This window comes from Micromonospora violae, assembly GCF_004217135.1.
Lineage (GTDB): Bacteria > Actinomycetota > Actinomycetes > Mycobacteriales > Micromonosporaceae > Micromonospora > Micromonospora violae.
Genome location: NZ_SHKK01000001.1, coordinates 433154 through 455566, shown reverse-complemented (window position 1 = coordinate 455566; position 22413 = coordinate 433154). Strand labels below are relative to the sequence as shown.

Genomic DNA, 22413 nt, shown 5'->3' with positions numbered 1-22413 from the left:
GTGGTGACCGGCGCACGACCCGTTCCGGCGTCACCGGGTCAGCGGTAACCGGCGCCCACCACGCTGGCCTGCACCGCGTTCTCGGTCGCGTCGGACGGGTAACCGGCGACCATCGCACCCTCGTAGAAGGTGCCGGCGCTCAGGTTGGCCCCGCCGTCGGGCTTGCAGCAGTCACCGCCACTGCCCAGGATGATCGCGCCCTGCTTCTTCATCGGGCTGTATCCCGGCGGGAGCGAGCCGTCATACAGCGTGTAGAGGCTGCCGGACTGGGCGTCGCTGCCCTTGATGGCGAAGCGGGTCGTGCCGTTGTTCTTCAGCGTCGCGGTGACGAACTTGCTGGTGAACGCGCGTTGGTTCGGGTTCCAGGAGCTGCTGCCACCCGGGAAGAGACCCCACTCGAGGTCGGCCTGCACCCAGGGCCCGCTGCCGGAGCAACCGCCGAACCAGCACTGCTTGCTGAAGTTGATGGCGTCCATCGCGCCGGCGGCGTCGGCCTTGCGGGTCGTCTCGCTGTTGCCGTAGTCGAAGCAGCAGCCGCTGTTGACGTGGGTCCCGCTGGTCACCATGTACATGCCCTCGGGCGCCGCGCCGGTCGGCACGCCGGTGAGGTGCCCGTCGCGCCAGTAGCTGTTGCCGGGGTTGATGTAGAGCGAGTACGCCTTCGCGCCGCCCACGGTCAGCGACTCCGAGGTCGCGATCGCCGGCTTGCTCTGCGGCGAGCCCGGCACCACGCTCGACCCCTGGTACCAGAGGTCGTTTCCGCGCCCGGACTGGTCGAAGACGACAGTGATCACGCAGGTCGTGCCGGTGCAGAACGAGTCCTGCGTCGCCGCGTTGGCGGTGCCGCCGGTAGCGGTGAGCCCGATGTTGCGGGTCGTGTTGTCCGAGGAGCGTCGGACCTGGTACAGGTTGCCCGCGTACGCCTCAAAGAGGGCCCGGGTGGTGCTGTGCGCCGCGATGCACGGGGTGCCGCCGGAGGCGTAGATGTCGCACGGGCGAGCGCCGGTCGGCGGGTTGGTCGGCGGCGGGGTGGTGGTCGGCGAGGCCCACTGCTGGTTCGCACCACCGTTGCAGGCCCACAGGATGATCTTGGTGCCGTTCGCGGTGGCGGCGCCGTTGGCGTCGAGGCAGAGCCCGGACTGCACGCCGGTGATGGTGCCGTTGCTGTTGACGTTCCACTGCTGGTTGTTCTGGCCGTTGCAGTCCCAGATGATCACCTGGGTGCCGTTGGTGGTGCCTCGGCCGGAGGCGTCCAGGCACTTGTTGCCGTACGCCTGGAGTTGCTTGCTCGACGTCCACGTCCAGGTCTGGCCGGCACTGCCGTTGCAGTCCCAGAGTTGCGTCTGGGTGCCGTTGGTGGTGCTGGAGTTGGGCACTTCGAGGCAGCGGCCGGACTGGGTGCCGATGATTCGGGTGCTCTGCCCCGGTTCGATGGCGGCCGCCATCGGGGCGGCGGCCGCCTCGGCGATGGGCGACGGGGCACCCGGGGCGGCTCCGATGCCGACGAGAACGGCGGCCAGAGCACCCGCCAGGGCGGTCAGCCGTCGGGTGCGATGACGTCTCGGGATGAGGTCACGGGCTTTTCCGGGCACGCTGGGGGACGGGGTTCGCACGAGGTGCTCCTCGGAAGTCGTGGAGGCGCGGGGGATTGTCGACGCGCCATGGGGGTGGTGGGCGATGGCGAATCGATTCGCAGCGAATCGTATGACCTTTGTTTAATTCATGTCAATGAATGCGGTGGCCCAGGCGACGCGCTGACCGCCGGGCGGACGGTCAGCGCGTCACCTCCCCCGTAGGGTGCCTACCGCCCCAGGATCCGCCAGGTCTGGTTCAGCGGGCTGCCCTGGTTGGCCGCCCGACAGGTCCACTGGAGGACCGCCGCGCCGGCCGCCGTGGAGACCGAGCCCACGTCGACGCACTTGCCGCTGTGCCGGGCGACGAGTTGGTAGTCGTGCGAGTCGTTGCCCGAGTAGGTCACCTTGCGCAGGGTGAACTGCTGGTTGAGACCGTTGAGGCAGGTCCACTGGTGCACGGCCGCGCCGTCGGCGGTGGACACGCCGCTGACATCGAGGCACTTGCCGCTCTGCTGGTTGACCACGGTGTAGGTGTTGGCCACGCCGGCGACCGGTCGGAAGTTCCAGAGCTGCTGGTCACCGCCGTCACAGTGGTTCTGCTGTTGGACGTTGCCGTCGGCGGTGCTCAGCCCGGGGTTGTTCAGGCACTGCTGCGAGTGTTGCGCCACCGCCACCGACTGGAAGCCGCCCTCCGAGGGAGGCAGCAGCGTCACGGCGTAGGTGTCGGTCTGGTTGGCGTACGGCAGGGTCACGGTGGCGTTGGTGTTGGACACGCCGACCACGCTGTTCGAGACCGTGATCGGGCCTGCCACGGCACCGCCACCGTTGTGCGGGATGCGTTGGGTGAGCACCCGGACCTGGTTGTTCTGCACGATGCCACTGGTGGTGTCGAGGCGTTGCAGGTTGACGGTCAGGTTGCCGGTGGTGCGACCACCACCGACCAGGATCTTCGCCACCCCGGCCGCCTTCGTGGCGTACGCGTCGTACGACTGACTGGGGGTCACCCCGACGTTCTCCCCGACCTGCGAGGCGTAGAAGCGGTAGTTCCACCACTCACCCTTGGGCTGGTGCTGGCCGGCCGAGTTACGGATCAACAGGTTGCCGAGGTCGTTGTGCAGGCTGCCGCCGCTGGCCCAGTTCGCCCGCAGGCCGTCGGCCCGGGCCCGCTCCAACCGCGCGATGTACCAGGCGCCGTCGGCCGGGTTCTGCTCGTCGGGCGCGCCGTACTCGTTGATCTGGTACGGACGCGGGTGGGCGATGCCACGGGGGTCCAGGGTGGCGTTGGCGGCGGCGACGTTCGCGACCGGGTCGCCGGGGAGCGAGTGCCAGCTGATGATGTCCGGCACGGTGTTGGTCGAGCGGACGAAGTCCAGGTACTGGTTCCAGAAGGTGTGCGTGGTCGACGGAACGCAGGCACAGCTCGGCCCGACGATGAGCTGGTTGGGGAACTCGGCCCGGAGGCGCTGGTAGGTCCGCCGCCAGAGTTCGAGGTACTGGGAGATCGGCCGGTTCCAGAAGATGGTGATGTTGGGCTCGTTCCAGATGTCCCACTGCACCGACAGCCCGGACGCCCGGACATCGTTGATCAGGCGGGTCAGGAAGGCGTCGTAGTCGCTCCAGTTGCCGTTGTCCCCGGGGAAGCGGGAGATTCCGGCGCCGTCGGCACCCCAGAGATCATGCGGCAGGATGATGAACGTCCCGCCGAGGGCGGCGGTCCGTCGCGCCTGGGCGAGTGTGGAGTTCCAACGGCGGTCGTAGGTGCCGCCGACCCAGCCACTTCCCGGAAGCTGCGCGCCGCCGGCCCGCATGTACTGGAACTTGACGTCGCGGTAGAAGTGGTCGGCGGGACCGCTGGCGTTTTCGGTCATGCCATAGATCCAGCCGGAAGCGCGGTAGGTCGGCGCGCCGCTGGTGGTGGCGAAGTTGACGCTGATCGACTCGTCGGCGGCCCGGGCGGGGGACGAGACGACGGTGACGGTGGCAGCAGCGGCGAGCAGACCGACGGCGAGTCGGGCCACCAGCACACGGGCTCGTCCTGGCCTGCTGCGGGACGGGGTTTTCACGGGCGGCTCCTTGGTGGGGCGCGGGGGACGCTCTCCGGAGGGCAGCTCTTGCGAATCGATTCGCACGGATCGTAGGACTGCGAACTGAACGATGTCAATGAAGTGACGGCCCGGTGACGGCCATGTTGCCCAGCGATCCACCCGGAGCGGCCGCCTGACCCTTGACCTTCGGGCACAGCCAGACCTATCTTCGGGCGAATCGATTCGTCGAATCGGTTCGCCTCATGGGTTGGGCTGACCCAACCCGCGACGATCAACCCGCCCACCCCACCTGACGATCGATGTGAAGTGAGGCAGCAGATGACCGGACTCAGCCGTCGGCGGCGCCTGGCCGCCGTCGCCGTGATAGCTCTCGCCGCAGTGACCGCCAGCGCCTGCTCGTCGTCCGCCGACGGCCCCGCCGACCAGGGCGCCTATCTCGTCTGGGACCCGTACCCGCAGTTCGCCGACGACTCCGAGTGGGTCGCGCTGCTCAAGAAGTGCGGCACCGCCGCGGGGGTGACGGTCGAGCGCACCGGCTACGACACCACCGACCTGACCAACAAGGCGCTGCTCGCCGCCCAGCAGGGAAACTCACCGGACGTCCTGATCGTCGACAACCCGGTCATCTCGACGCTGGCCGAAGCCGGGGCGCTCACCACCACCGACGACAACAAGCTCGACGTCTCGGCCATGGAGAAGAACCTGCTCGGCGCGGGCCAGAGCGACGGCAAGACCTACGGGGTGCCGATCGGCGCGAACACCCTCGCCCTCTACTACAACAAGGATCTGCTCACCGCCGCCGGCGTCGACCCTGCCGCGGTCAAGGACTGGGCGTCGCTGACCGCGGCGCTGACCACGGTCAAGGCCAAGGGGAAGAAGGGCATCACCTTCTCCGCGATCGGCACCGAGGAGGGCAGCTTCCAGTTCCTGCCCTGGTTCTGGGGATCCGGCGCCCAACTGACCAGTCTGGACTCACCGCAGGCGGTGTCCGCGCTGACGCTGTGGACCGACTGGGTCAAGCAGGGCCACGCCCCGAACTCGGTCATCAACAACACCCAGACGACCAGCTGGCAGGAGTTCGCCACCGGCGACTACGCCTTCGCCGAGAACGGCACCTGGCAACTGGCCAACGCCGAGAAGCTCGGCTTCGCGTACGGAACGATCCCGATCCCGGCCCTGGCGGGCGGGCCGGCCCCGGCACCCACCGGTGGTGAGTTCGTCTCCATCCCGGTGCAGAAGAACACCGGCCGGTACGAGACGTCGCAGCAGCTCGTCGCCTGTCTGACCAACGCCGACAACCTCCTCACCACCGACACCACGCTCTCCTACGTCGCGCCCGTCGCCGCCGTACAGGAGCGACAGGCGACTGCGGACCCCAAGCTCAAGGTCTGGGTGGAGGCGGTCCGGGCAGCCAAGGGCCGCACCGGTGACAACCTCGGCACGAAGTACCCGAAGATCTCCGAATCGCTGTGGACCGCGGTGCAGTCGGCCCTCAGCGGCGGGAAGTCGCCACAGGAGGCACTGACCGCCGCACAGCGCGCGGCCGCGACCAGGTAAGCGATCCGAACCGACACCATGCCCTCCACGACAGAGACCACCACCGCCGTACGAGACCGGGGCGGGGCGGCGACCGCCGCTCCGCCCGGGTCTCCCCCGTCCCGTACCCGCCGGCCCGGCCGCTGGTGGGGGTGGGCCTTCCTGGCACCCGTGACCGTCTACCTGGCCGCCTTCTACGCCTACCCGCTCTACCGCAACGTCGAGTTGAGCCTGCGGGAGTACACCGTCCGCTCGTTCGTGCAGGGCGGGGCGCCCTTCGCCGGCCTCGACAACTATCGGACGATCCTGACCGATCCGGCCTTCGGGTCGACGCTGACGCACACGGTGGTCTTCACCGCGGCCTCGCTCGCCTTCCAGTTCACCATCGGCATGGCTCTGGCCCTCTTCTTCCACCAGTACTTCCCGCTGTCGCGCACGCTGCGGGCACTGATCCTCGTACCGTGGCTGCTGCCCCTGATCGTCTCGGCGTCGACCTGGTCGTGGCTGCTCAACAGCGACTCGGGGCTGGTCAACGCGGCGCTCGGTGTCGTCGGGGTCGACCCGGTCAACTGGCTCACCTCACCGGGCTGGTCGCTCACCTCGGTGATCATCGCGAACATCTGGATCGGCATCCCGTTCAACCTGGTGGTGCTCTACAGCGGCCTCCAGGCGATCCCGGCGGAGATGTACGAGGCGTCCGCGCTCGACGGCGCGACGGGGTGGCAACGGTTCTGGGGCATCACCTTCCCGCTGCTGCGGCCCGTCTCCGCCATCACGCTGCTGCTGGGCTTGATCTACACGCTGAAGGTCTTCGACATCATCTGGATCATGACCAGGGGTGGCCCGACCGGTTCCTCCGCCACGCTCGCCACCTGGTCGTACCGGCTCGGCTTCGGCAACCTGCTGCCCGAGTTCGGCCCGGGCGCGGCCATCGGCAACCTGCTCATCGTGCTGGCGCTGATCGCCGGCCTCGGCTACATCCGGATCGAGCGGAGGCAGCAGCTGCGATGACCACCTCGACGCCTCGGGCCTGGTGGAAGACCGGCGTCGGCCTGGTGCTGACCGGGCTGATGCTCTTCCCCGTCTACTGGATGGTCAACGTGTCCCTCACCCGGGACCAGGACATGCGGGCCAGTCCCCCGCACCTGTTCCCCACCAACGGCACCCTGGATGGCTACCGGGCGGTGCTCGACCAGCAGCTGCCGTACCTCGGCACCAGCTTCCTGGTCGGCCTCGGCACGGTGGCGCTGACCGTCGCGCTGGCCGCCCCGGCCGGCTACGCGCTGGCGAAGCTGCGGCCACCCGGCGGCCCGGCGCTGAGTTTCGTGCTGCTGATCGCGCAGATGATCCCGGGGATCATCATGGCGATGGGCTTCTACGCCATCTTCCTCACCCTCGGCGTCCTGAACACGCTGCCCGGCCTGATCCTGGCCGACACCACGCTCGCGGTGCCGTTCGGCGTCCTGATCTTCACGGCCTTCATGTCCGGCATCCCCGACGAGCTGCTCCAGGCCGCCGTCGTCGACGGCGCCGGTCGGCTGCGCACCTTCTGGTCGGTCGTGCTGCCGGTCAGCCGCAACTCGATCGTCACGGTGTCGCTCTTCGCGTTCCTGTGGTCCTGGTCGGACTTCATCTTCGCCTCGACGCTGGCCGGCGGCGGCGACCACCAACCGATCACCCTCGGCATCTACCACTACATCGGCAACAACAACCAGCAGTGGAACGCCATCATGGCCACCGCCGTCGTCGCCTCGATTCCCGCCGCCGTGCTGCTGATCCTGGCCCAGCGGTACGTCTCGATGGGTGTCACCGCCGGCGCCGTCAAGGACTGACCATCCAGACCGGTCGAGGACCGACCACCCGCACCACAGAAAGGCACCCGCCACCCATGACCGTCGCCCCGTCCGGTCCGGAGTTCGCAATCCAGGACATCCCGTTCAGCTACCGCGGATCCTGGTTCAACATCTCCCCCGTGGTAGCCGAGAAGACGTACGCCGACGACCTGCACCTGGTCTCCCACCAGAACGGGCTGCACCCCGTCCTGCGCCTCTCCCCCACGGTCGCCGGCACCACCGTCGTGGCGACACCCGCGCTGCTGACCTGGCGCAACGAGGCCGGCCGGATCGAGGCCGTCTACGACGGGCCGGACACCCTGCGGATCCGGGGGCGCCGGCTCGGCCTGCGGGTGGCCGCCGCCGCGCCCACCCTCACCCCGTTCAGCGGCACCTACCTGTACGACGACCCGGTCGACGGAGCACACGTGTTCACCTCGTACGAGACCGGTCGCCGCTACCGGATCACGGTGCTCTCCGGCGCTCTGCTGCGGACCAACGGCGCGCAGGCGCTCGGCACCGCCGACCGGTCCCTGGAGCTTCCCGGCGACCAGCCCTGGGAGATCGCCATCGAGGAGTACGCCACGGCACGCCGTCCGTACGCCGGATCCGTCAGCTTCGCGCAGCTCTGCCGGGACCGGGTCGCCGAGTTCACCGCGTTCGTCGACGCGATCGCGCCCTGGCGTGGGCCGGAGACCCCGGCCGCCGAGCTGGCCGCGTACGTCCTGTGGTCGGCCACGGTCGCCCCGGCGGGCTTCGTGACCCGGCCGGCCGTCCTGATGTCCAAACACTGGATGGACAAGGTGTGGAGCTGGGACCACTGCTTCAACGCGATCGCCCTGGCGGCCGGCGAGCCGGAGCTGGCCTGGCACCAGTTCCAGCTGCCCTTCGACCACCAGGACGAGGCGGGCGCGCTGCCGGACTCGGTCACCCACTCCGAGGTGCTGCACAACTACGTCAAGCCCCCCATCCACGGTTGGGCCCTGCGACACCTGCGCCGCCGCCTTCCCCAGCCGCCGGACCGGGCGGCGCTGACGCAGACGTACGACCGGCTGGCCCGCTGGACCGGCTTCTGGCTGGACGCGCGGCGCGCCCCCGGCCAGGACCTGCCGCACTACCAGCACGGCAACGACAGCGGCTGGGACAACGCCACCACCTTCGACGACAACCGGGTCATCGAGACGGCGGACCTCGCCGCGTTCCTGGTCTCGCAACTTCGCTGCCTCGCCGACCTCGCCACCGAGCTGGGTGAGCCCGCCGATCGCTGGTCCCGGGAGGCCGACCGGATCCACTCGGCCATGCTGCGCGATCTGTGGGACGGCGAACGCTTCTGCGCCCGTGATCCCCGCACCGGGCGGCGGCGCAGCAGTCGCAGCCTGCTCGACCTGATGCCGGTGGCGCTCGGGGCTGACCTGCCGGCCCCGGTCGCCGCGGCGCTGGCGCGGGGCGTCGAGGCCCACCTGACCACGCACGGGCTGGCCACCGAGCCGACGGACTCGGCCCACTACGTCGCCGACGGCTACTGGCGTGGCCCGATCTGGGCGCCCTCCACCGTCCTGGTCGAGGACGGTCTGCGCCGGGCCGGGCAGACCAGGATCGCCGACGACATCAGCCGGCGATTCCTCGCCCTGTGCGAGAAGTCCGGCTTCGCGGAGAACTTCGACGCCGAGACCGGCACCGGCCTTCGGGACCGCGCCTACACCTGGACCGCCAGCAGCTATCTCATCCTCGCCGCCGCTCGGGAGGAGCGGCGGGCCAGGGGCGGGTAGCCGGGCCGGGTCAGCGGGCCCGGACCGGGCCGGTGCTGGACCGCAACGAGATGGGCGGGCTGTAGAGGCGGTGTCGTGGCACGGCGCCCGGCGCCGCGATGATCTCCAGCAACAGCGCCACCGCCTCGGCGCCCATCTCGACCATCGGCACGTCGGCGGCGGTCAGCGGCGGGCGGAAATCCTCCGCCCAGTGCTGCGCGGCGACTCCGGCGACGGAGAAGTCGCGGGGCACTGACAACCCGGCGCCGGTCAGCGCGCGCTGTATTCCGGGCAGTGCCGCCTCGTTGATGGTGGCCACCGCCGTGACCTCCGGATGAGTCGCGAGCAACTGCTCCATACACGCCTCGCCGGAGGCCGTGTCGTCGCCGCTGGAGACCTCCACGCCGGTCACGCCCCGCTCCAGCGCCGCCGCCCGGAAACCGGCCAGCGCGCGGTGGCTGGGGCCGTATCCGGCGGCGACCAACTCGGCGGACCGGTTCACGAGTGCCACGTGCTGGTGCCCCAGGTCGGCCAGGTGCTGCACGCACCGGGCGATCAGCCCGGCGTAGTCGATGTCGATCCAGCTCATCCCGTGCGGCTCGGCGGTCCGACCGATCGTGACGAACGGCAGCCCGGCCTTGGTCAGCCGGGTCACCCGGTCGTCCGCCAACCGGATCTCCATCAGGACGACGCCGTCGACCCGACGCCCCGCGACGATCCGCTCGAACGACCGGTCATGGTCGCCGCCGGACGGGGACAGCAGCACATCGAGGTCGTGGCGGGCGGCGGCCTCGACGACGCTGGCGACGAAGCCCAGCTGCATGTCGGTCAACCGCTGGCTGGCCGGCGGGATGACCAACCCGAGGGTGCGGGTGCGCCCCTCCTTGAGAGCACGGGCGCTGGCGTTCGGCCGGTAGTCCAGCTCGTCGATGACCGACTGGATGCGTTGCCGGGTCGCCTCTGACACGCTGCGCTTCCCGCTGAGCACGTAGGAGACGGTGCTGCGGGACACCCCCGCCCGGCGAGCGATCTCCCCGATGTTCATCAGTCGCCCTCGAATCGATTTTTGCCCCGACACGGGGACGCACCTTGCTCGGCTGGTCAGCATATCCGTCCTCAGGCTCATCGATCGATGACCAACTCGGGGCAGCTAGCGCACAGAGATGGATGCCGATTAATGTCACAGGTATGACGTGTGACGTCAATGGGACCGCCACACCGCCACCGCCCTCAGCGCGAACCGGAAAGGATCCGATGAATGTGAAGAGAAAGATGGGTCGGCCGATGGCCGCCGCAGCGACCCTGCTGGCCCTCGTCGTCGGCGCGGGCGTCTCCGTGGTCGCGGACGCGCCGGACGTCGCCCACGCCGCCGGCACCGGTCCGTGCGACATCTACGCGTCCGGCGGCACGCCGTGCGTGGCCGCGCACAGCACCACCCGCGCGCTGTACGGCGCGTACAACGGCCCGCTCTACCAGGTCCGCCGATCGTCGGACAACACCACCCGCGACGTCGGCGTGCTGAGCGAGGGTGGCTACGCCAACGCCGCCACCCATGACTCGTTCTGCGCCAACACCAACTGCGTCATCACGATCATCTACGACCAGTCCGGCCGCAACAACCGACTCACCCAGGCACCGCCCGGTTACTTCGTCGGTCCCGCCCCCGGCGGGTGGGACAACCTCGCCGACGCGAAGGCCGCACCGGTCACCGTCGGCGGCCAGAAGGCGTACGGCGTCTACATCGCCCCCGGCACCGGCTACCGCAACAACAACACCAACGGTGTCGCGACCGGCGACCAGCCCGAGGGCATCTACGCCGTCGTCGACGGCACGCACTACAACCAGTGGTGCTGCTTCGACTACGGCAACGCGCAGACCAACAACCTGGCCGACGAACGCGCCATCATGGAGACCGTCTACTTCGGCGCCAACAAGCAGTGGGGCTACGGGGCCGGCGCCGGCCCCTGGATCATGGCCGACCTGGAGTGGGGGCTGTTCTCCGGGGTGAACGCGGGCTACAACAACATCGCCTCCATCAACCACCGCTTCGTCACCGCCATGGTCAAGGGCGAGCCGAACCACTGGGCCATCCGGGGCGGCAACGCCCAGTCGGGCGGCCTGACCACCTACTTCGACGGGCCACGCCCCAACGGATACCACCCGATGAAGAAGGAAGGGGCCATCCTGCTCGGCATCGGCGGCGACAACAGCATCACCGGCCGCGGCACCTTCTTCGAGGGCGTACTCACCTCCGGCTACCCGACAGCGGCCACCGAGAACGCCGTCCAGGCCAACATCGCCGCCGCCGCCTACGCGCCGGCCGGCGGCGGCAACCCCCAACAGAACGTCCAGGTCGTCGGTGCCCAGTCCAGCCGCTGCCTCGACGTGCCGAACGGCACCAGCACCAACGGCACCCAGGTCCAACTCTGGGACTGCATCAGCAACAGCACCGCGCAGCGCTGGACCTACACGGCCGGCAAACAACTCCAGGTGTACGGCACCAAGTGCCTCGACGCCTCCGGCCAGGGCACCGCCAACGGCACCCAAGCCATCATCTGGGACTGCCACGGCGGCACCAACCAACAGTGGAACGTCAACGCCAACGGCACCATCACCGGCGTCCAGTCCGGGCTCTGCCTCGACGCCAACGGCGCCGCCACCGCGAACGGCACCAAAATCATCCTCTGGGCCTGCAACGGCGGCACGAACCAGCAGTGGTCCACCCGCAGCTGACCCACCCACTGATCGGTCGCGCCGCCCCCGCAACGCAGCCGGGGGCGGCACGACCGGCGACGTCTCACACCGACATCGTTGCTTTATGCATCGCGGTGCGATATATATCGTCCATGGACCTCAGTGAGCAGACGTTCCTGATCCTCTCCGCCCTCGCCGACCAACCCCGGCACGGCTACGCAGTGGTGAGGGAGGTCGACCAGATGACCGACGGCAGGATCCGGTTACGCGCCGGCACCCTCTACGGAGCCCTTGACCGCCTCGTCGCCCAGGGGCTCATCGCCCCCGACCACGACGAGGTGGAGAAGGGTCGGCTGCGCCGTTTCTACAAACTGACCGACGCGGGGGCAGACGCCATCCGTGCCGAGAGCCAACGGATGGCCGGAGCGGTCCGGCTCGCCGAGGAGCGCCTCAGCAAGCGTGCCGCCCGCAACACTCCGCGCCTCGGGACCACCGGATGAACCCGGGCATGAGCAGTCTGGAGCGAGGATATCGACGGCTGCTGCGGCTGCTGCCAGCCGCGCACCGCACCGCCCGCGGCGAGGAACTGCTCGGACTGCTGCTGGACCTCGACCACGGCCGCCGGCACCCGAGCTGGCACGAGACACTGCACATCGTCGCCCTGGCGATCCGGCTGAGACTCACCACGCCCGTCACCACCACAGCCCTCACGACTGGCCTCAGTGCCCTGCTCGTCGCCGCCGGCACCCAGCCCGCCGGTCAGACCCTGGACCTCTTCACCGGCGCCGTCCTCGCCACCGACATGCCGGCCATCATCGCCAGCTGGCCGCAGATGGTCGGTCTCGGCCTGCTGCCCCTCGCACCGCTGATCGCCTGGCTGTGCGGCGCGGCCCGGACCGCCCTCACCGTGCAGGCGATATTCCTGACGGCCACCGTCGGTTGGTTCGTCGTCGATGCTCGCAACGGCGGCGGCATGGGCACCGACCTCGGCCAACAACTCTTCACCATCGCCGTACCGGTCTCGATCCTCGTCCTGCTCGTGATCGCCGCCCGCGAGCGGTGGACCGCGCCCCGGCCGCGCCTGTTCTGGTGGGCCCTCGTTCCGCTCGGGATCCTCGCCTGGAAAGGCACCGGAGCATGGGGACGCCACGGCGTCCACGTTCTCGACGCCGTGCCGACGGTCCTGGGGATCCTCACCGCCGCCACCGCCGCTGTCGTCGCCGCCTTCGCGGTCCGCCGCCATCGGCCCGCCGTCATCGTCGGCGTCGGACTCACCGGATTCCTGGCCGGATGGCTCATCCCCGACCCGCTTCTCGTCAACACGGCGATGCGGCACTTCGACGGTCAGCCGCTACCGCTGGCAATCCTCATCACGGTGATCGCCGCCACCGTTACCGGCGTCAGTCACCTCGCCCGCCGCCACAGGCCCGAGGTGCGGTTGCGAACCCGATGAGCCCGTGCTGCGCTGAGCACCAGCTTCGGTTCAGACGGGCGGCGAGCGCGGCGGAACACGGTCCGCCGCGGTCGCTGGATCGCGCCGGATCACCGCGGCCACCTCGCGCAGGTCATCGTTCAGCTGGTGATCGCGCGAATGGCTCACGACGACCGCCCCGTCGGCCAGCGCCGCGATCTCCCGCCGAATGGCCGCGCTCCAGGTGACGTAGCTCGGGTCGTCCTCGTCGGGCATCCGCGGGTAGCGGACCTCGCACCCGTCCCCGAGCTCACGGCGCAAGCTGTCCACCAGCCGGTTGTCCCACTCGTCATGTACGCCGGCACCGGCTCCCTGAATCACCAGGATCTGCCCGACCCGTCCCATCGTCACGCTGGTGTGTGCCCGGCGCGCGGGTGTCACAAACGGGCGAACGCCGGCCGCCGGTCCGGGTAGGTTTCGGGGCCGGGCGAGAGGCGGGGGCGCGTGGTCAAGGGTTGGCACGGTTGGCTCGGCACGATCAACGGCGTCGTCCTCACCACGGTGCTCCTCCTGCCGTTGGCCGCGCTGACGGTGTGGGCGGTGGCGCGCCGTCGACGCTCCGCCGGCACCACCTCGGCGTGGCGGACGTCGCTGGCCGACGTCGGCATCGTCTACGGCACGGTGCCGTGGGTCTGGATGATCATGTTGCCGGGCGACCAGGCCGGTGTGGTGCCCGGCCGGGTGGCCCTGGTGCCGCTGCGCGACCTGCTCACGATCTTTTCCGACGGAGGCCCGCTGACAGCGACGGTCCAGGTCGTCGGCAATCTACTGGTCTTCGCTTCAGTGGGGTTCTTCGCCCCGCTGCGGTTCCGGGCGCTGGCGTCGGTACCGCGAATCCTGGCTCTCGCGGCCGGCTCCTCGATCCTGGTCGAGACCGCCCAGTACGTCCTCCGGCTCGACCGGGTGTCGTCGGTGGACGACGTCCTGCTCAACGCCGCCGGCGCCGGACTGACGGCGTTGGCGTCCCGCCGATGGTGGCGGGCCACGCCCGATGCGTCAGCGGATCGCCGACCTCAACCGGCCCCGGCAGCCGGACGCTGAGCGCCGGGAGACGGGTGGCCTGCGGCGGAGGTCGACTCGATCGACCGCGGACGAAGCGCGGCTGCCACCCGGCTACCATCCGCCGGTGATCGAGGAACTGATCGGCAGAGCGGCGGACGGGGACGACGACGCGATCGAGGAGTTGACCGAGATCGGTGCGGCCGATCCGCAAAGACTGTCGCCGTACCATGCGAGCCTGCTCGACCTCGACCTGCTGTGGCCGGCGACGTTGTACCAGGCGGCGAACGCCGACGTGGTCAGCCGGGTCATCGAGCAGATCGACGGCGGGCGTACGCCGGACCGGCTCAACCACCTGCTCCTCATCCTGGCCCACAGCGCGCATCCGCTCGCCGAGCGTGCCCTGCGTCGCTGGTCGACGCAGCCGCCAACCGGTGCGGACGACCTGCACGTGGGTGTGCTGAGCTATGCGCTCGAGGGCGGTTGGACGATCGGCCCGGACGGCAACCGCCGGGACCTGTGCGCTGACCTCGCGTACCGGTGGGTCATGCGGGACGGGCCCGCGCCGGCCGACCGACCCGCCTGCCCCTGGTGCGCGTCACCCCTCTGGGTCGCCGCCGACCTTGACACCAGCGACCCCACGATCCGCGCCGCGCTGGCCCACACCGGCTGGTCCGGCCGCCTGGTCATCGAGACCTGCCACTTCTGCGCCTGCTACACGACGTTGTACAGCCGGGTCACACCGTCCGGCGCCACCGCCTGGTGGGCTGACAACACCCGTCCGAGCTACCTGGGCGGTGACGCCGGACCAGAGGACCCGCCGACGCTGATCCCGGTTCCGGGGCCGGCCCTGGCGAGCCCGTACCAGGCCAGCGCCTGGAATCAGGGTGGCTCGACCCTGGGCGGCCGACCCGACTGGATCCAGGACGCCGAGCACCCCGACTGTCCCGGCTGCGGGGAGCCGATGGACTACCTGGGCCTGATCGGGGGTGCCGACCTGCACGAGGTCGGCGACGGCGCCTACTACCTGCACCTGCACCAGCCGTGCGGGTTCGCCGCGGTGAACTACCAGCAGAGCTGACCGCGGGTCGCCCGAGGCGTATGCCTGCTCGGCCAGGCCGGCGATGAGGTCGGCGCGTGAGCGACCCTGACTCTTCACTCCGATGTCACCGCCCGCTCCCACGAGTGACGTGTCGCTGTCCGTCCGCCGGAGTCGGCTGCTGGTCGACGCACTTGCCTCGACAGGAGCTGATCCCCCCGTGCCTACCTCTCGTCGTACCTTCCTCGCCAGCGGTGCCGCCGCCGGTGTCGGCCTTGCCGTCGCGGGCGGCCTGCCGTCCCTGGCCCAGGCCAGCCCGACCCGGCCGCACCCGCCCGTGAAGCCCGGGAACGTGCCCTTCCCGCCGCTCGTGGACGACCCCAAGGGAATCCTGGCCCTGCCCAAGGGCTTCAGCTACACCATCGTCACCCGGACCGGCGTCACCCGGCTCGACCGTGGCCAGGGCGTGACCCCGTCGGACCACGACGGGATGGCCGTCTACGACGCCGGCCACGGCCGCTACACCCTGATCCAGAACCATGAGATCGACCCGGGCGCGGAGTTCGGCGTGCCGCACGTCAAGGGCACGGTCTACGACGCGGGCGCGGTCGACGCCGGCGGTTGCACCGTGATCAAGACCGACCTCGCGGGCCGCAACCTGGGTGAGTTCGTGGCGCTCTCCGGCACCATCGCCAACTGCGCCGGTGGACCGACCCCCTGGGGCACCTGGCTCACCTGCGAGGAGGCCGAGGACCGCGCCGGCGACACGTGGAAGGAGGGCGGCCGGTCCGGCGTCTACCAGAAGGACCACGGTTACGTCTTCGAGGTGTGGGCCGACGGCAGCGCCGACCCGAAGCCGATCAAGTGCCTGGGCCGCTACTCCCACGAGGCCCTCGCCGTCGACCAGGACCGCACCCGGATCTACCTCTCCGAGGACGCCGACGGCCCCAACGGCCTCTTCTACCGCTGGACGGCCCCGCACGGGGTCAAGCTGGGCCCGGGTGTGCTCACCCGCCTCGCACCGAACGCCGGTGTCCTCGCCGCGATGCAGATCATCATGGATGACGGCTCGGTGCTGCCGGACGTCGCGTACCTGACCTCCGCCCAGCTGGGCCGCCCCTTCCCGGTCCGGTGGATCGAGGTGCCCGACCGCGACGCGCGCACCAAGTCGGTACGCGAGCAGTTCGCCGACGGCCAGGTCACCCGCGGGCGGAAGTTCGAGGGCGTGTGGGCCACCGACGAGGGCGTGTACGTGGTCAACTCGTACGCCTGGGATGAGGGTGACCTGCCGGCGGACGCGGCACCGCACGACGGCATGGTCTGGTTCTACAACTTCAAGAACCAGACCATCCAGTTGGTGACGTACTTCCCGCACCAGACCCAGTCCGAGGAGGGTGCGGCGGTCAAGTACACCGACCTCACCTTCGACGGCCCCGACAACGTGACGGTCACCCCGTGGGGCAGCCTCGTACTCGCCGAGGACGGCACGGGCGCCTCGCACGTGCTCAGCACGATCCCGGGTGGGCCCACGTACGCGATCGCCCGCAACCAACTCAACGACTCGGAGTTCTGCGGGCCGACCTTCAGCGCGGACGGCAAGGTGCTCTTCGTCAACATGCAGGACCCGGGTCTCACCCTGGCCATCACCGGTCCGTGGGAGAAATACCTGGGCTGACCCAGCCCGAATCGTTCGGGGCCAGGCGACCCACCTGGCCCCGACGGCATGTCACTCCACCTTGGTGAGAAGTGGTTTCCCCTTCTCGACGACGTACGTGGCGAGTTCGACAGCGACACCGTCACCAACATTTCGGGCCTCGTGATGCACCCCGTACGGGACGGTAAGCGCGTCGCCGGGATTGCACACCGTGGGCGGCTGCCCCTCAAGCCGGTATTCCAGCGTTCCCTGCAGCACGCAGATGATTTCCTCGCCCGGGTGGAAGTGCTTGAACGGTGGAGAATCCGGCGTGAACTCCACCCGAGCCTGGATGACCTCCCGCCCGGGAATGCTGAGGTCGTGTCGTTGCAGATCGACCCGCCACAGCCCTGGTGCCGACTCCACCGCTGTGGGGCTGATCCCCGCAGGTCGATCCTTGGTGCTCATGACGGCCTCCTGTGAGCCGTCGGGCCGACGGCACTACCCGGACGTGGTGCATCCCCGTCGAGAATAGGTAGCCGCAACCGTTCGGGGGCGCGGATGCCGACACGGACTACTACCGATTCCGCGAAACCGGTCCGCGCCGGGCGGGTAATTGGCTTGTGGTGGTTCCCGAGGGCTGCTTCGCTGTGGCCCGTGACCGATCTTCGTACGCCCCGACTGCGCCTTCACCCCATCGACACAGCGGAGGGTGAACGCATCGTCGAGCGGCGTGCCGAGGCCGGAGATGACTGGGCCGAGGACTTTCCATTCGACGGCGACATCTTCGGCGTCCGGGGCTTTCTCGCCGCCACCGCCGCCTACGGCGACCGACGCCCATTCGGGCACTATCGGATCACCCGGACCGCCGACGGGAAGGCCATCGGAGGAATCGGTTTCAAGGGTCGGCCGGACAACGGACGCATCGAGGTCGGTTACGGCCTTGCCCCGTCAGCCCGGGGGAACGGCTATGCGGCGGAGGCGCTCGCCGCCCTACTCAGCCTCGCGACCGAGCACGGGTTGTCCCGCGTCGTCGCCGAGACCACCAGCGACAACATCGCCTCCCAACGCACCCTCGAACGTGCCGGTTTCCGGCACATCGGCACGAACAATGATCTTCACCGGTACGAGGCGCTCCTCGCCGCCCCTTCGCAACCGACCCAGACGCGGTAGCCCGATCCCCCAGCGGCCTGCGGCAGCTGAGCTCACCGACGTCGCAGCAGCCCTCGTTCGGTCAGAAAGGCGCGCAACGTCTCGGCATCCTCGGCGGACATCAGCCAGCGCGGGATCACGGTCGCCGGGTTCCGACCGACGTACACGACCCAGAAATCTCCGACGTCGCGCACCTGGTCGACCCCGTCCCAGGCGATGCCACCGGATTCGGAGCCGCTGCGCATCATGATGTTGTCGTCGGTGATGTCGTAGGCGCCCGAGACGGCGTAGCTACCGGAGCGGCGGCGGGCGCGCGCCAGCACCCACGGCCGGTACAGCATCGACAGCACGCCGGCTATGACCAGCGTCGTCCAGAGCGGTGACATCCGCTCACCCCACCCGAACCCCCGCGAGACGACGAGGCCGATAACCCCGACCGCGGTCAGGACCGCTCCGATATAGCCGAATCTGCGTAACCGGACGGTGCCGAGCGCGGCGGCCACCCGGCCCGGGTAGGCGGGATCGGCGGGGACGTCGAAGCGGATGTGCACGCCAGAACGATAGTGCCCTCGTCCGCCAGTGGTAGCGCGTTACCCCGCCCTGCTCGTGACGAGACCATGCGCGTCGCGGTGCGGCAATCTGGTGAGGTGAACCCCCACCAGACCGCCGACGTCCGAGTGCCCCGGTCCCAGGCCGGGTCCAGCCCGCAGCACCTTCTGACGACCCTGCTCGGCGAGTACCTCGACTCCTCGGAGGCCGACCTGCCGTCGACGGCGGTCATCGCGATGCTGGGCGAGTTCGGAGTCAGCGAGTCCAGTGCCCGTGCCGCGCTGTCCCGGCTGGTCAAGCGCGGTCTCATCGCCACGCGCGGGAACCGACGGCCGCCGGTCTACCACCTCACGCCGCAGGCGATCGCCAAGCACCGCTCCCGGATGCAGCACTTCTTGAACTTCGGCTCCCACCCGGTGCCCTGGACCGGCGAGTGGCTGCTGGCGTCCTTCTCCCTGCCGAGTTCCGCCCAGGCGTCCCGTCACGCGCTGCGCCGGTCGTTGAGCGCACTGGGCTTCGTGGGCCTGTACGACAGCGTGTGGATCCGGCCGGGGTCCGACGCCGCGCCGGTGAAGGAGGCGCTGCGTGGGTTGCTGCACCACGTGGAGGGCGCCCGGTGGTCGGTCCTGCACGCCCGGTTCGACGAGGAGAGCGGGCCACACGGTCCGGCCGCCGCGTACGACCTGACCGCTCTCGCCTCGGCGTACGCAGACTTCGTGCAGCAGTACGCGCAACTGCGGGCGGCAGCGCGCAACGGGGAGGTGGACGGGGCGCGGGCGCTGGTGGCGCGGACCTCCGCGATGGATTCCTGGCGGAAGTTCGCGGACGTCGACCCGGACCTGCCGGCGCATCTGCTGCCGAAGCCCTGGCCTCGCCCCGAGGCCAGGGAGACCTTCCTGGACATCCACACCACCCTCGGGTCGCTCGCTCAGGCGCGTCTGGTCGAGGTGACGACGCCGCACTGGCCGGAGGCCTCGTCGTGGATCACCCATTTCCGGGCGTCGAGGAACCCCTCGCGCCCGGAGCCGATCGGCGGCAGGCCACCTGTCCGCTGACCGGTCGCAGGCCGGCCAGAACGGCCCAGACATTGACACTTTTCGTTGCCAGAGTGATAGTAACTGCACACAGCTCCCATCGGATCGCCTGTGGGGACCGCGGCCGGGCGGTCGCCGGCGCCGGACGAGCGGGCAGTGGTGGCCGAGGGCACGGCCACCGCCCTGGCCGCGACGCGCCCCTGTCGACCAGACCCGTGGCCAGCGCCGACCGCCTTCGTCGGGGTGCGGATGACACCACCACCCCAGGGAGCGCCACCGTGACTGTTCCTGGAGGGTTCAATGAAAAGGCGATCGAAGATCTACGCGGGCCTGGCAGCCGCCATCGTCCCGGTCACCTCCGTGATCATGGCGTTCAGCGGGACACCCGCGTCCGCCGCCATCGGCGGTTCCGGTCCGTACCCCGCCGACTACGAGACCTCGGCCACCCTGGCCAACCACACGATCTTCCGACCCCAGAACCTTCCGTCCGAACGCCTGCCCATCGTCGTGTGGGGCAACGGCGCGTGCTCGGCCAACGGCCTCTCCCAGGGCAACTTCCTGCGCGAGATCGCCTCCCACGGCTTCCTCGCCATCGCCAACGGCGCACCGAACGGTTCCGGCTCCACCAACGCCCAGATGCTCACCCAGTCCATCGACTGGGCGGTCGCGGAGAACTCCCGGCAGGGCAGCAAGTACTACAACAAGATCGATACGAGCAAAGTGGCCGTCGCGGGCTTCTCCTGCGGAGGGCTGGAGGCGTACGCCGTCTCGAACGACCCGCGCGTCACCACGACCGGCATCTTCAGCAGCGGCCTGCTGAACGACGCCGACGACTACCAGCTCAGGAGGCTGACCAAGCCGATCGCCTACTTCATCGGCGGTCCCAGCGACATCGCCTACCCGAACGCGATGGATGACTGGGGCAAGCTGCCCGCCGGCCTGCCCGCCTTCATGGGAAACCTGAACGTCGGGCATGGCGGCACCTACGACCAGACCAACGGCGGCGAGTTCGGTCGGGTCGCGACGCTGTACTTCAAGTGGCGTCTCAAGGGCGACACCACCGCCGGCCGGAACTTCGTCGGCGCCAACTGCGGTCTGTGCGGCAGCCAGTGGAGCGTCCAGCAGAAGAACCTGACGCTCGACGACGACACGCCGCCCACCACCCCACCTCCCACCACCCCGCCGCCCACCGGCGGCACCCCCACCTGCACCGCCGTCTACACCGTTCAGGACCAGTGGAACGGCGGCTTCGTCGCCAACGTCAGCGTCACCGCCGGATCCGCTGCGCTGACCGGCTGGCGGGTCACTCTCACCCTGCCCAGCGGCGCGTCGGTCAGTTCACTGTGGAACGGCGTCACCAGCGGCACCAGTGGGACCATCACCGTCGCGAACCAGAGCTACAACGGGCGACTGGCCGCAGGTCAGGCCACCAGTTTCGGCTTCCAGGGCACCGGCAGTGGCGGCGGAGCCACAGCGAGTTGCGCCGGAAGCTGACACCCCGTACACGTCGATTCGCTCGGCGGGCCGGTGCCCTGGCACCGGCCCGCCGTGGGTGCGCGACGGTCCGGCGGGTAGGGAAGACTGGCGGGCATGGCTGCTGACCTGAGCGATCCGAAGGCCGCGCTGCGCGCCTACCTCCAGGGAACCCGGGACGACCTCATCTGGAAGCTCGACGGGCTCAGCGAACGCGAGGTCAGACTGCCCCGCACGACGACCGGCAACAACCTGCTGGGCCTCCTCAAGCACTGCCTCAACGTGGAGGCCGGCTACTTCGGGCCCACCTTCGGCCGCGAGTTCCCGACGCCCGACGAGCTGGTCCCGATGGCGGCGTTCGACGAGGACCCCCAGGCCGACTGGTACGCCCGGGAGGACGAGACGAAGGACGGGCTGATCGACCTGTACCGCCGGGTCGGCGCGTTCGCCGACGAGACGATCGAAGAGCTACCGCTCGACGCGCCGGGGCGGGTGCCGTGGTTTCGGCCGGGTACGCAGGACGTGACGCTACAGCGGATCATCATCCACGTGACCTGCGATCTCGCCCGTCACGCCGGGCAGGCCGACATCATGCGTGAACAGCACGATATGGCGATCGGCCTGCGCCAGGACAGCAGCATCATTCCCGAGGACTACGACTGGCCGGCCTATGTCAGCAAGCTGACCAAGCTGGCCGACCGCTTCGCCTGATGGGGGAAGCATGACCCTGCTGGAGCGCCTGCACCGGGCCGGTATGCGTGAGGTCGTCACGGTGCAGCCGGTGACGGGCGGGCTCGCGGCGCTCGCCGGCATCGCCACCCGTCGGGATGCCCCGCCGGTGTTCGTCAAGGGCTTCGCCGACCCGCCCGCCGACGACGTCTTCGCCGCCGAGGCCGAAGGGCTGGCCGCGCTGCGCGAGCTCGGCGGGGTGGCGACACCCGAGGTGATCCTGGCGGATCGGGACCTACTGGTGTTGTCGGTGCTGCGCGCGAGGCCGCGCAGCGAGGCCTTCTGGGAGCGGTTCGCGCACCTGCTCGCCGGCCTGCACCTGAGCACGACCCATCCCCGCTTCGGCTGGCACCACGACAACTGGCTGGGCCGTCGTCGCCAGATCAACACCTGGAACGACGACGGCTTCGCCTTCTTCGCGGAACACCGGCTGCTTCGCTGGCTCGATCAGCCCCGCGTCGAGGCGGCGCTGGACGCGGCAGACCGAGTGGCGCTGGAACGGCTCTGTGACCGGCTGCCGGACCTGCTGCCCGACCGACCGGCGTGTCTGACGCACGGTGACCTGTGGGCACAGAACATCCTGGCCACCGCGGACGGAGAGCCCGCGCTGATCGACCCGGCCGTGTCGTACATGTGGGCCGAGGTCGACCTCGCGCACGTGTGGTCCACCTCGCCCCCGCCCGAGGCACGACGGATGTTCGAGGTCTACGCGGAGCTGACCTCGCTCGACGACGACTGGGAGGCCCGCATGCCGGTCATCCAGCTGCGACAACACCTCGCCGTGCTGGCCCAGTTCGACGACGACTGGGGCGCGGCCGAGCAGATCCGTGCCGTCCTTGCCCCGTTCCGGGCACGACCCTGACCGCGAGCGGAGCAGGGGTCGGGGCCTCCATTACGGTGACCCC

21 protein-coding genes are annotated in these 22413 nt (G+C 69.8%); 15 read left to right on the top strand and 6 right to left on the bottom strand.

Going from position 1 to position 22413, the window contains the following annotated elements:
* Window positions 1-38: 38 nt before the first annotated feature.
* Together EV382_RS02115 and EV382_RS02110 are read right to left on the bottom strand one after the other, a co-directional pair.
* Window positions 39-1613, bottom strand: a complete 1575-nt coding sequence (locus tag EV382_RS02115; RefSeq protein WP_208758290.1) for an arabinofuranosidase catalytic domain-containing protein — start codon at window positions 1611-1613, stop codon at window positions 39-41.
* Between the two features lie 188 nt (window positions 1614-1801).
* On the bottom strand, window positions 1802-3637 hold the full coding sequence (locus EV382_RS02110; RefSeq protein ID WP_130399965.1) for an RICIN domain-containing protein: 1836 nt from the start codon (window positions 3635-3637) through the stop codon (window positions 1802-1804).
* A gap of 300 nt (window positions 3638-3937) precedes the next feature.
* On the opposite strand from EV382_RS02110, the gene EV382_RS02105 reads away from it, so the two are divergent.
* From EV382_RS02105 to EV382_RS02090, 4 genes are read left to right on the top strand one after another with little or no spacing between them, the layout of a single operon-like run.
* A complete protein-coding gene (locus tag EV382_RS02105; RefSeq protein WP_130399964.1) occupies window positions 3938-5176 on the top strand; it encodes a sugar ABC transporter substrate-binding protein in 1239 nt (412 codons plus the stop codon).
* 18 nt (window positions 5177-5194) lie between these two features.
* A complete protein-coding gene (locus EV382_RS02100; RefSeq protein WP_130399963.1) occupies window positions 5195-6166 on the top strand; it encodes a carbohydrate ABC transporter permease in 972 nt (323 codons plus the stop codon).
* The gene (locus tag EV382_RS02095) at window positions 6163-6987 is read left to right on the top strand and encodes a carbohydrate ABC transporter permease (RefSeq protein WP_130399962.1); all 825 of its coding nucleotides are present in this window, start codon (window positions 6163-6165) and stop codon (window positions 6985-6987) included. The genes EV382_RS02100 and EV382_RS02095 overlap by 4 nt, the downstream gene beginning before the upstream one ends.
* 56 nt (window positions 6988-7043) lie before the next feature.
* Window positions 7044-8756 carry an amylo-alpha-1,6-glucosidase gene (locus tag EV382_RS02090; RefSeq protein WP_130399961.1) on the top strand — a complete coding sequence of 571 codons (1713 nt, stop codon included), beginning with the start codon at window positions 7044-7046 and terminating at the stop codon, window positions 8754-8756.
* Window positions 8757-8766: 10 nt separating this feature from the next.
* On the opposite strand, the gene EV382_RS02085 is transcribed toward EV382_RS02090, so the two are convergent.
* A complete protein-coding gene (locus EV382_RS02085; RefSeq protein ID WP_130399960.1) occupies window positions 8767-9780 on the bottom strand; it encodes a LacI family DNA-binding transcriptional regulator in 1014 nt (337 codons plus the stop codon).
* 209 nt (window positions 9781-9989) lie between these two features.
* On the opposite strand from EV382_RS02085, the gene EV382_RS02080 reads away from it, so the two are divergent.
* The 3 genes from EV382_RS02080 (at window position 9990) to EV382_RS02070 (ending at window position 12882) form a co-directional block, all read left to right on the top strand.
* Window positions 9990-11468: an arabinofuranosidase catalytic domain-containing protein gene (locus tag EV382_RS02080; protein ID WP_130399959.1), complete on the top strand. Its 1479-nt coding sequence runs from the start codon at window positions 9990-9992 to the stop codon at window positions 11466-11468.
* 113 nt (window positions 11469-11581) lie between these two features.
* On the top strand, window positions 11582-11929 hold the full coding sequence (locus tag EV382_RS02075; RefSeq protein ID WP_130399958.1) for a PadR family transcriptional regulator: 348 nt from the start codon (window positions 11582-11584) through the stop codon (window positions 11927-11929).
* A gap of 8 nt (window positions 11930-11937) precedes the next feature.
* Window positions 11938-12882 carry a hypothetical protein gene (locus EV382_RS02070; RefSeq protein ID WP_130399957.1) on the top strand — a complete coding sequence of 315 codons (945 nt, stop codon included), beginning with the start codon at window positions 11938-11940 and terminating at the stop codon, window positions 12880-12882.
* 30 nt (window positions 12883-12912) lie between these two features.
* Here EV382_RS02070 and EV382_RS02065 read toward each other — a convergent pair whose 3' ends face one another.
* Window positions 12913-13245 carry an RBBP9/YdeN family alpha/beta hydrolase gene (locus tag EV382_RS02065; protein ID WP_208758289.1) on the bottom strand — a complete coding sequence of 111 codons (333 nt, stop codon included), beginning with the start codon at window positions 13243-13245 and terminating at the stop codon, window positions 12913-12915.
* Between the two features lie 99 nt (window positions 13246-13344).
* Here EV382_RS02065 and EV382_RS02060 point away from each other — a divergent pair, with 99 nt between their 5' ends.
* The 3 genes from EV382_RS02060 to EV382_RS02050 all read left to right on the top strand — a co-directional run bounded on the left by EV382_RS02060 (window position 13345) and on the right by EV382_RS02050 (window position 16613).
* Entirely contained in the window at window positions 13345-13941 is a 597-nt protein-coding gene (locus tag EV382_RS02060) for a VanZ family protein (protein ID WP_130399956.1), read from the top strand.
* 85 nt (window positions 13942-14026) lie between these two features.
* On the top strand, window positions 14027-14980 hold the full coding sequence (locus tag EV382_RS02055; protein ID WP_130399955.1) for a hypothetical protein: 954 nt from the start codon (window positions 14027-14029) through the stop codon (window positions 14978-14980).
* Between the two features lie 178 nt (window positions 14981-15158).
* Window positions 15159-16613 (top strand): alkaline phosphatase PhoX, encoded by a 1455-nt coding sequence (locus EV382_RS02050; protein ID WP_130399954.1) that lies wholly within the window; start codon window positions 15159-15161, stop codon window positions 16611-16613.
* 51 nt (window positions 16614-16664) lie between these two features.
* Here the strand turns inward: EV382_RS02050 and EV382_RS02045 are convergent, their stop codons facing one another.
* Window positions 16665-17039, bottom strand: coding sequence for a cupin domain-containing protein (locus EV382_RS02045; RefSeq protein WP_130399953.1), 375 nt, complete (start codon window positions 17037-17039; stop codon window positions 16665-16667).
* Between the two features lie 189 nt (window positions 17040-17228).
* On the opposite strand from EV382_RS02045, the gene EV382_RS02040 reads away from it, so the two are divergent.
* Window positions 17229-17744, top strand: coding sequence for a GNAT family N-acetyltransferase (locus EV382_RS02040; protein WP_165435698.1), 516 nt, complete (start codon window positions 17229-17231; stop codon window positions 17742-17744).
* Between the two features lie 32 nt (window positions 17745-17776).
* Here EV382_RS02040 and EV382_RS02035 read toward each other — a convergent pair whose 3' ends face one another.
* Entirely contained in the window at window positions 17777-18274 is a 498-nt protein-coding gene (locus EV382_RS02035) for a YcxB family protein (RefSeq protein WP_130399951.1), read from the bottom strand.
* 96 nt (window positions 18275-18370) lie between these two features.
* On the opposite strand from EV382_RS02035, the gene EV382_RS02030 reads away from it, so the two are divergent.
* The 4 genes from EV382_RS02030 to EV382_RS02015 all read left to right on the top strand — a co-directional run bounded on the left by EV382_RS02030 (window position 18371) and on the right by EV382_RS02015 (window position 22370).
* On the top strand, window positions 18371-19327 hold the full coding sequence (locus tag EV382_RS02030; RefSeq protein WP_130399950.1) for a PaaX family transcriptional regulator: 957 nt from the start codon (window positions 18371-18373) through the stop codon (window positions 19325-19327).
* Window positions 19328-19606: 279 nt separating this feature from the next.
* Window positions 19607-20800, top strand: coding sequence for a cellulose binding domain-containing protein (locus EV382_RS02025; RefSeq protein ID WP_130399949.1), 1194 nt, complete (start codon window positions 19607-19609; stop codon window positions 20798-20800).
* A 96-nt stretch (window positions 20801-20896) separates the two neighbouring features.
* Window positions 20897-21490: a DinB family protein gene (locus EV382_RS02020; protein ID WP_130399948.1), complete on the top strand. Its 594-nt coding sequence runs from the start codon at window positions 20897-20899 to the stop codon at window positions 21488-21490.
* A gap of 10 nt (window positions 21491-21500) precedes the next feature.
* Window positions 21501-22370 (top strand): fructosamine kinase family protein, encoded by an 870-nt coding sequence (locus EV382_RS02015; protein ID WP_130399947.1) that lies wholly within the window; start codon window positions 21501-21503, stop codon window positions 22368-22370.
* Window positions 22371-22413 lie beyond the last annotated feature (43 nt).

What these genes read in the sequence shown, in the direction of transcription:
- EV382_RS02105 (WP_130399964.1), top strand. Translation starts at nt 3,938, where the DNA reads ATGACCGGACTCAGCCGTCGGCGGCGCCTGGCCGCCGTCGCCGTGATA.
- EV382_RS02100 (WP_130399963.1), top strand. Translation starts at nt 5,195, where the DNA reads ATGCCCTCCACGACAGAGACCACCACCGCCGTACGAGACCGGGGCGGG.
- EV382_RS02095 (WP_130399962.1), top strand. Translation starts at nt 6,163, where the DNA reads ATGACCACCTCGACGCCTCGGGCCTGGTGGAAGACCGGCGTCGGCCTG.
- EV382_RS02090 (WP_130399961.1), top strand. Translation starts at nt 7,044, where the DNA reads ATGACCGTCGCCCCGTCCGGTCCGGAGTTCGCAATCCAGGACATCCCG.
- EV382_RS02085 (WP_130399960.1), bottom strand. Translation starts at nt 9,780, where the DNA reads ATGAACATCGGGGAGATCGCTCGCCGGGCGGGGGTGTCCCGCAGCACC.
- EV382_RS02080 (WP_130399959.1), top strand. Translation starts at nt 9,990, where the DNA reads ATGAATGTGAAGAGAAAGATGGGTCGGCCGATGGCCGCCGCAGCGACC.
- EV382_RS02075 (WP_130399958.1), top strand. Translation starts at nt 11,582, where the DNA reads ATGGACCTCAGTGAGCAGACGTTCCTGATCCTCTCCGCCCTCGCCGAC.
- EV382_RS02070 (WP_130399957.1), top strand. Translation starts at nt 11,938, where the DNA reads ATGAGCAGTCTGGAGCGAGGATATCGACGGCTGCTGCGGCTGCTGCCA.
- EV382_RS02065 (WP_208758289.1), bottom strand. Translation starts at nt 13,245, where the DNA reads ATGGGACGGGTCGGGCAGATCCTGGTGATTCAGGGAGCCGGTGCCGGC.
- EV382_RS02045 (WP_130399953.1), bottom strand. Translation starts at nt 17,039, where the DNA reads ATGAGCACCAAGGATCGACCTGCGGGGATCAGCCCCACAGCGGTGGAG.
- EV382_RS02025 (WP_130399949.1), top strand. Translation starts at nt 19,607, where the DNA reads ATGAAAAGGCGATCGAAGATCTACGCGGGCCTGGCAGCCGCCATCGTC.
- EV382_RS02020 (WP_130399948.1), top strand. Translation starts at nt 20,897, where the DNA reads ATGGCTGCTGACCTGAGCGATCCGAAGGCCGCGCTGCGCGCCTACCTC.
- EV382_RS02015 (WP_130399947.1), top strand. Translation starts at nt 21,501, where the DNA reads ATGACCCTGCTGGAGCGCCTGCACCGGGCCGGTATGCGTGAGGTCGTC.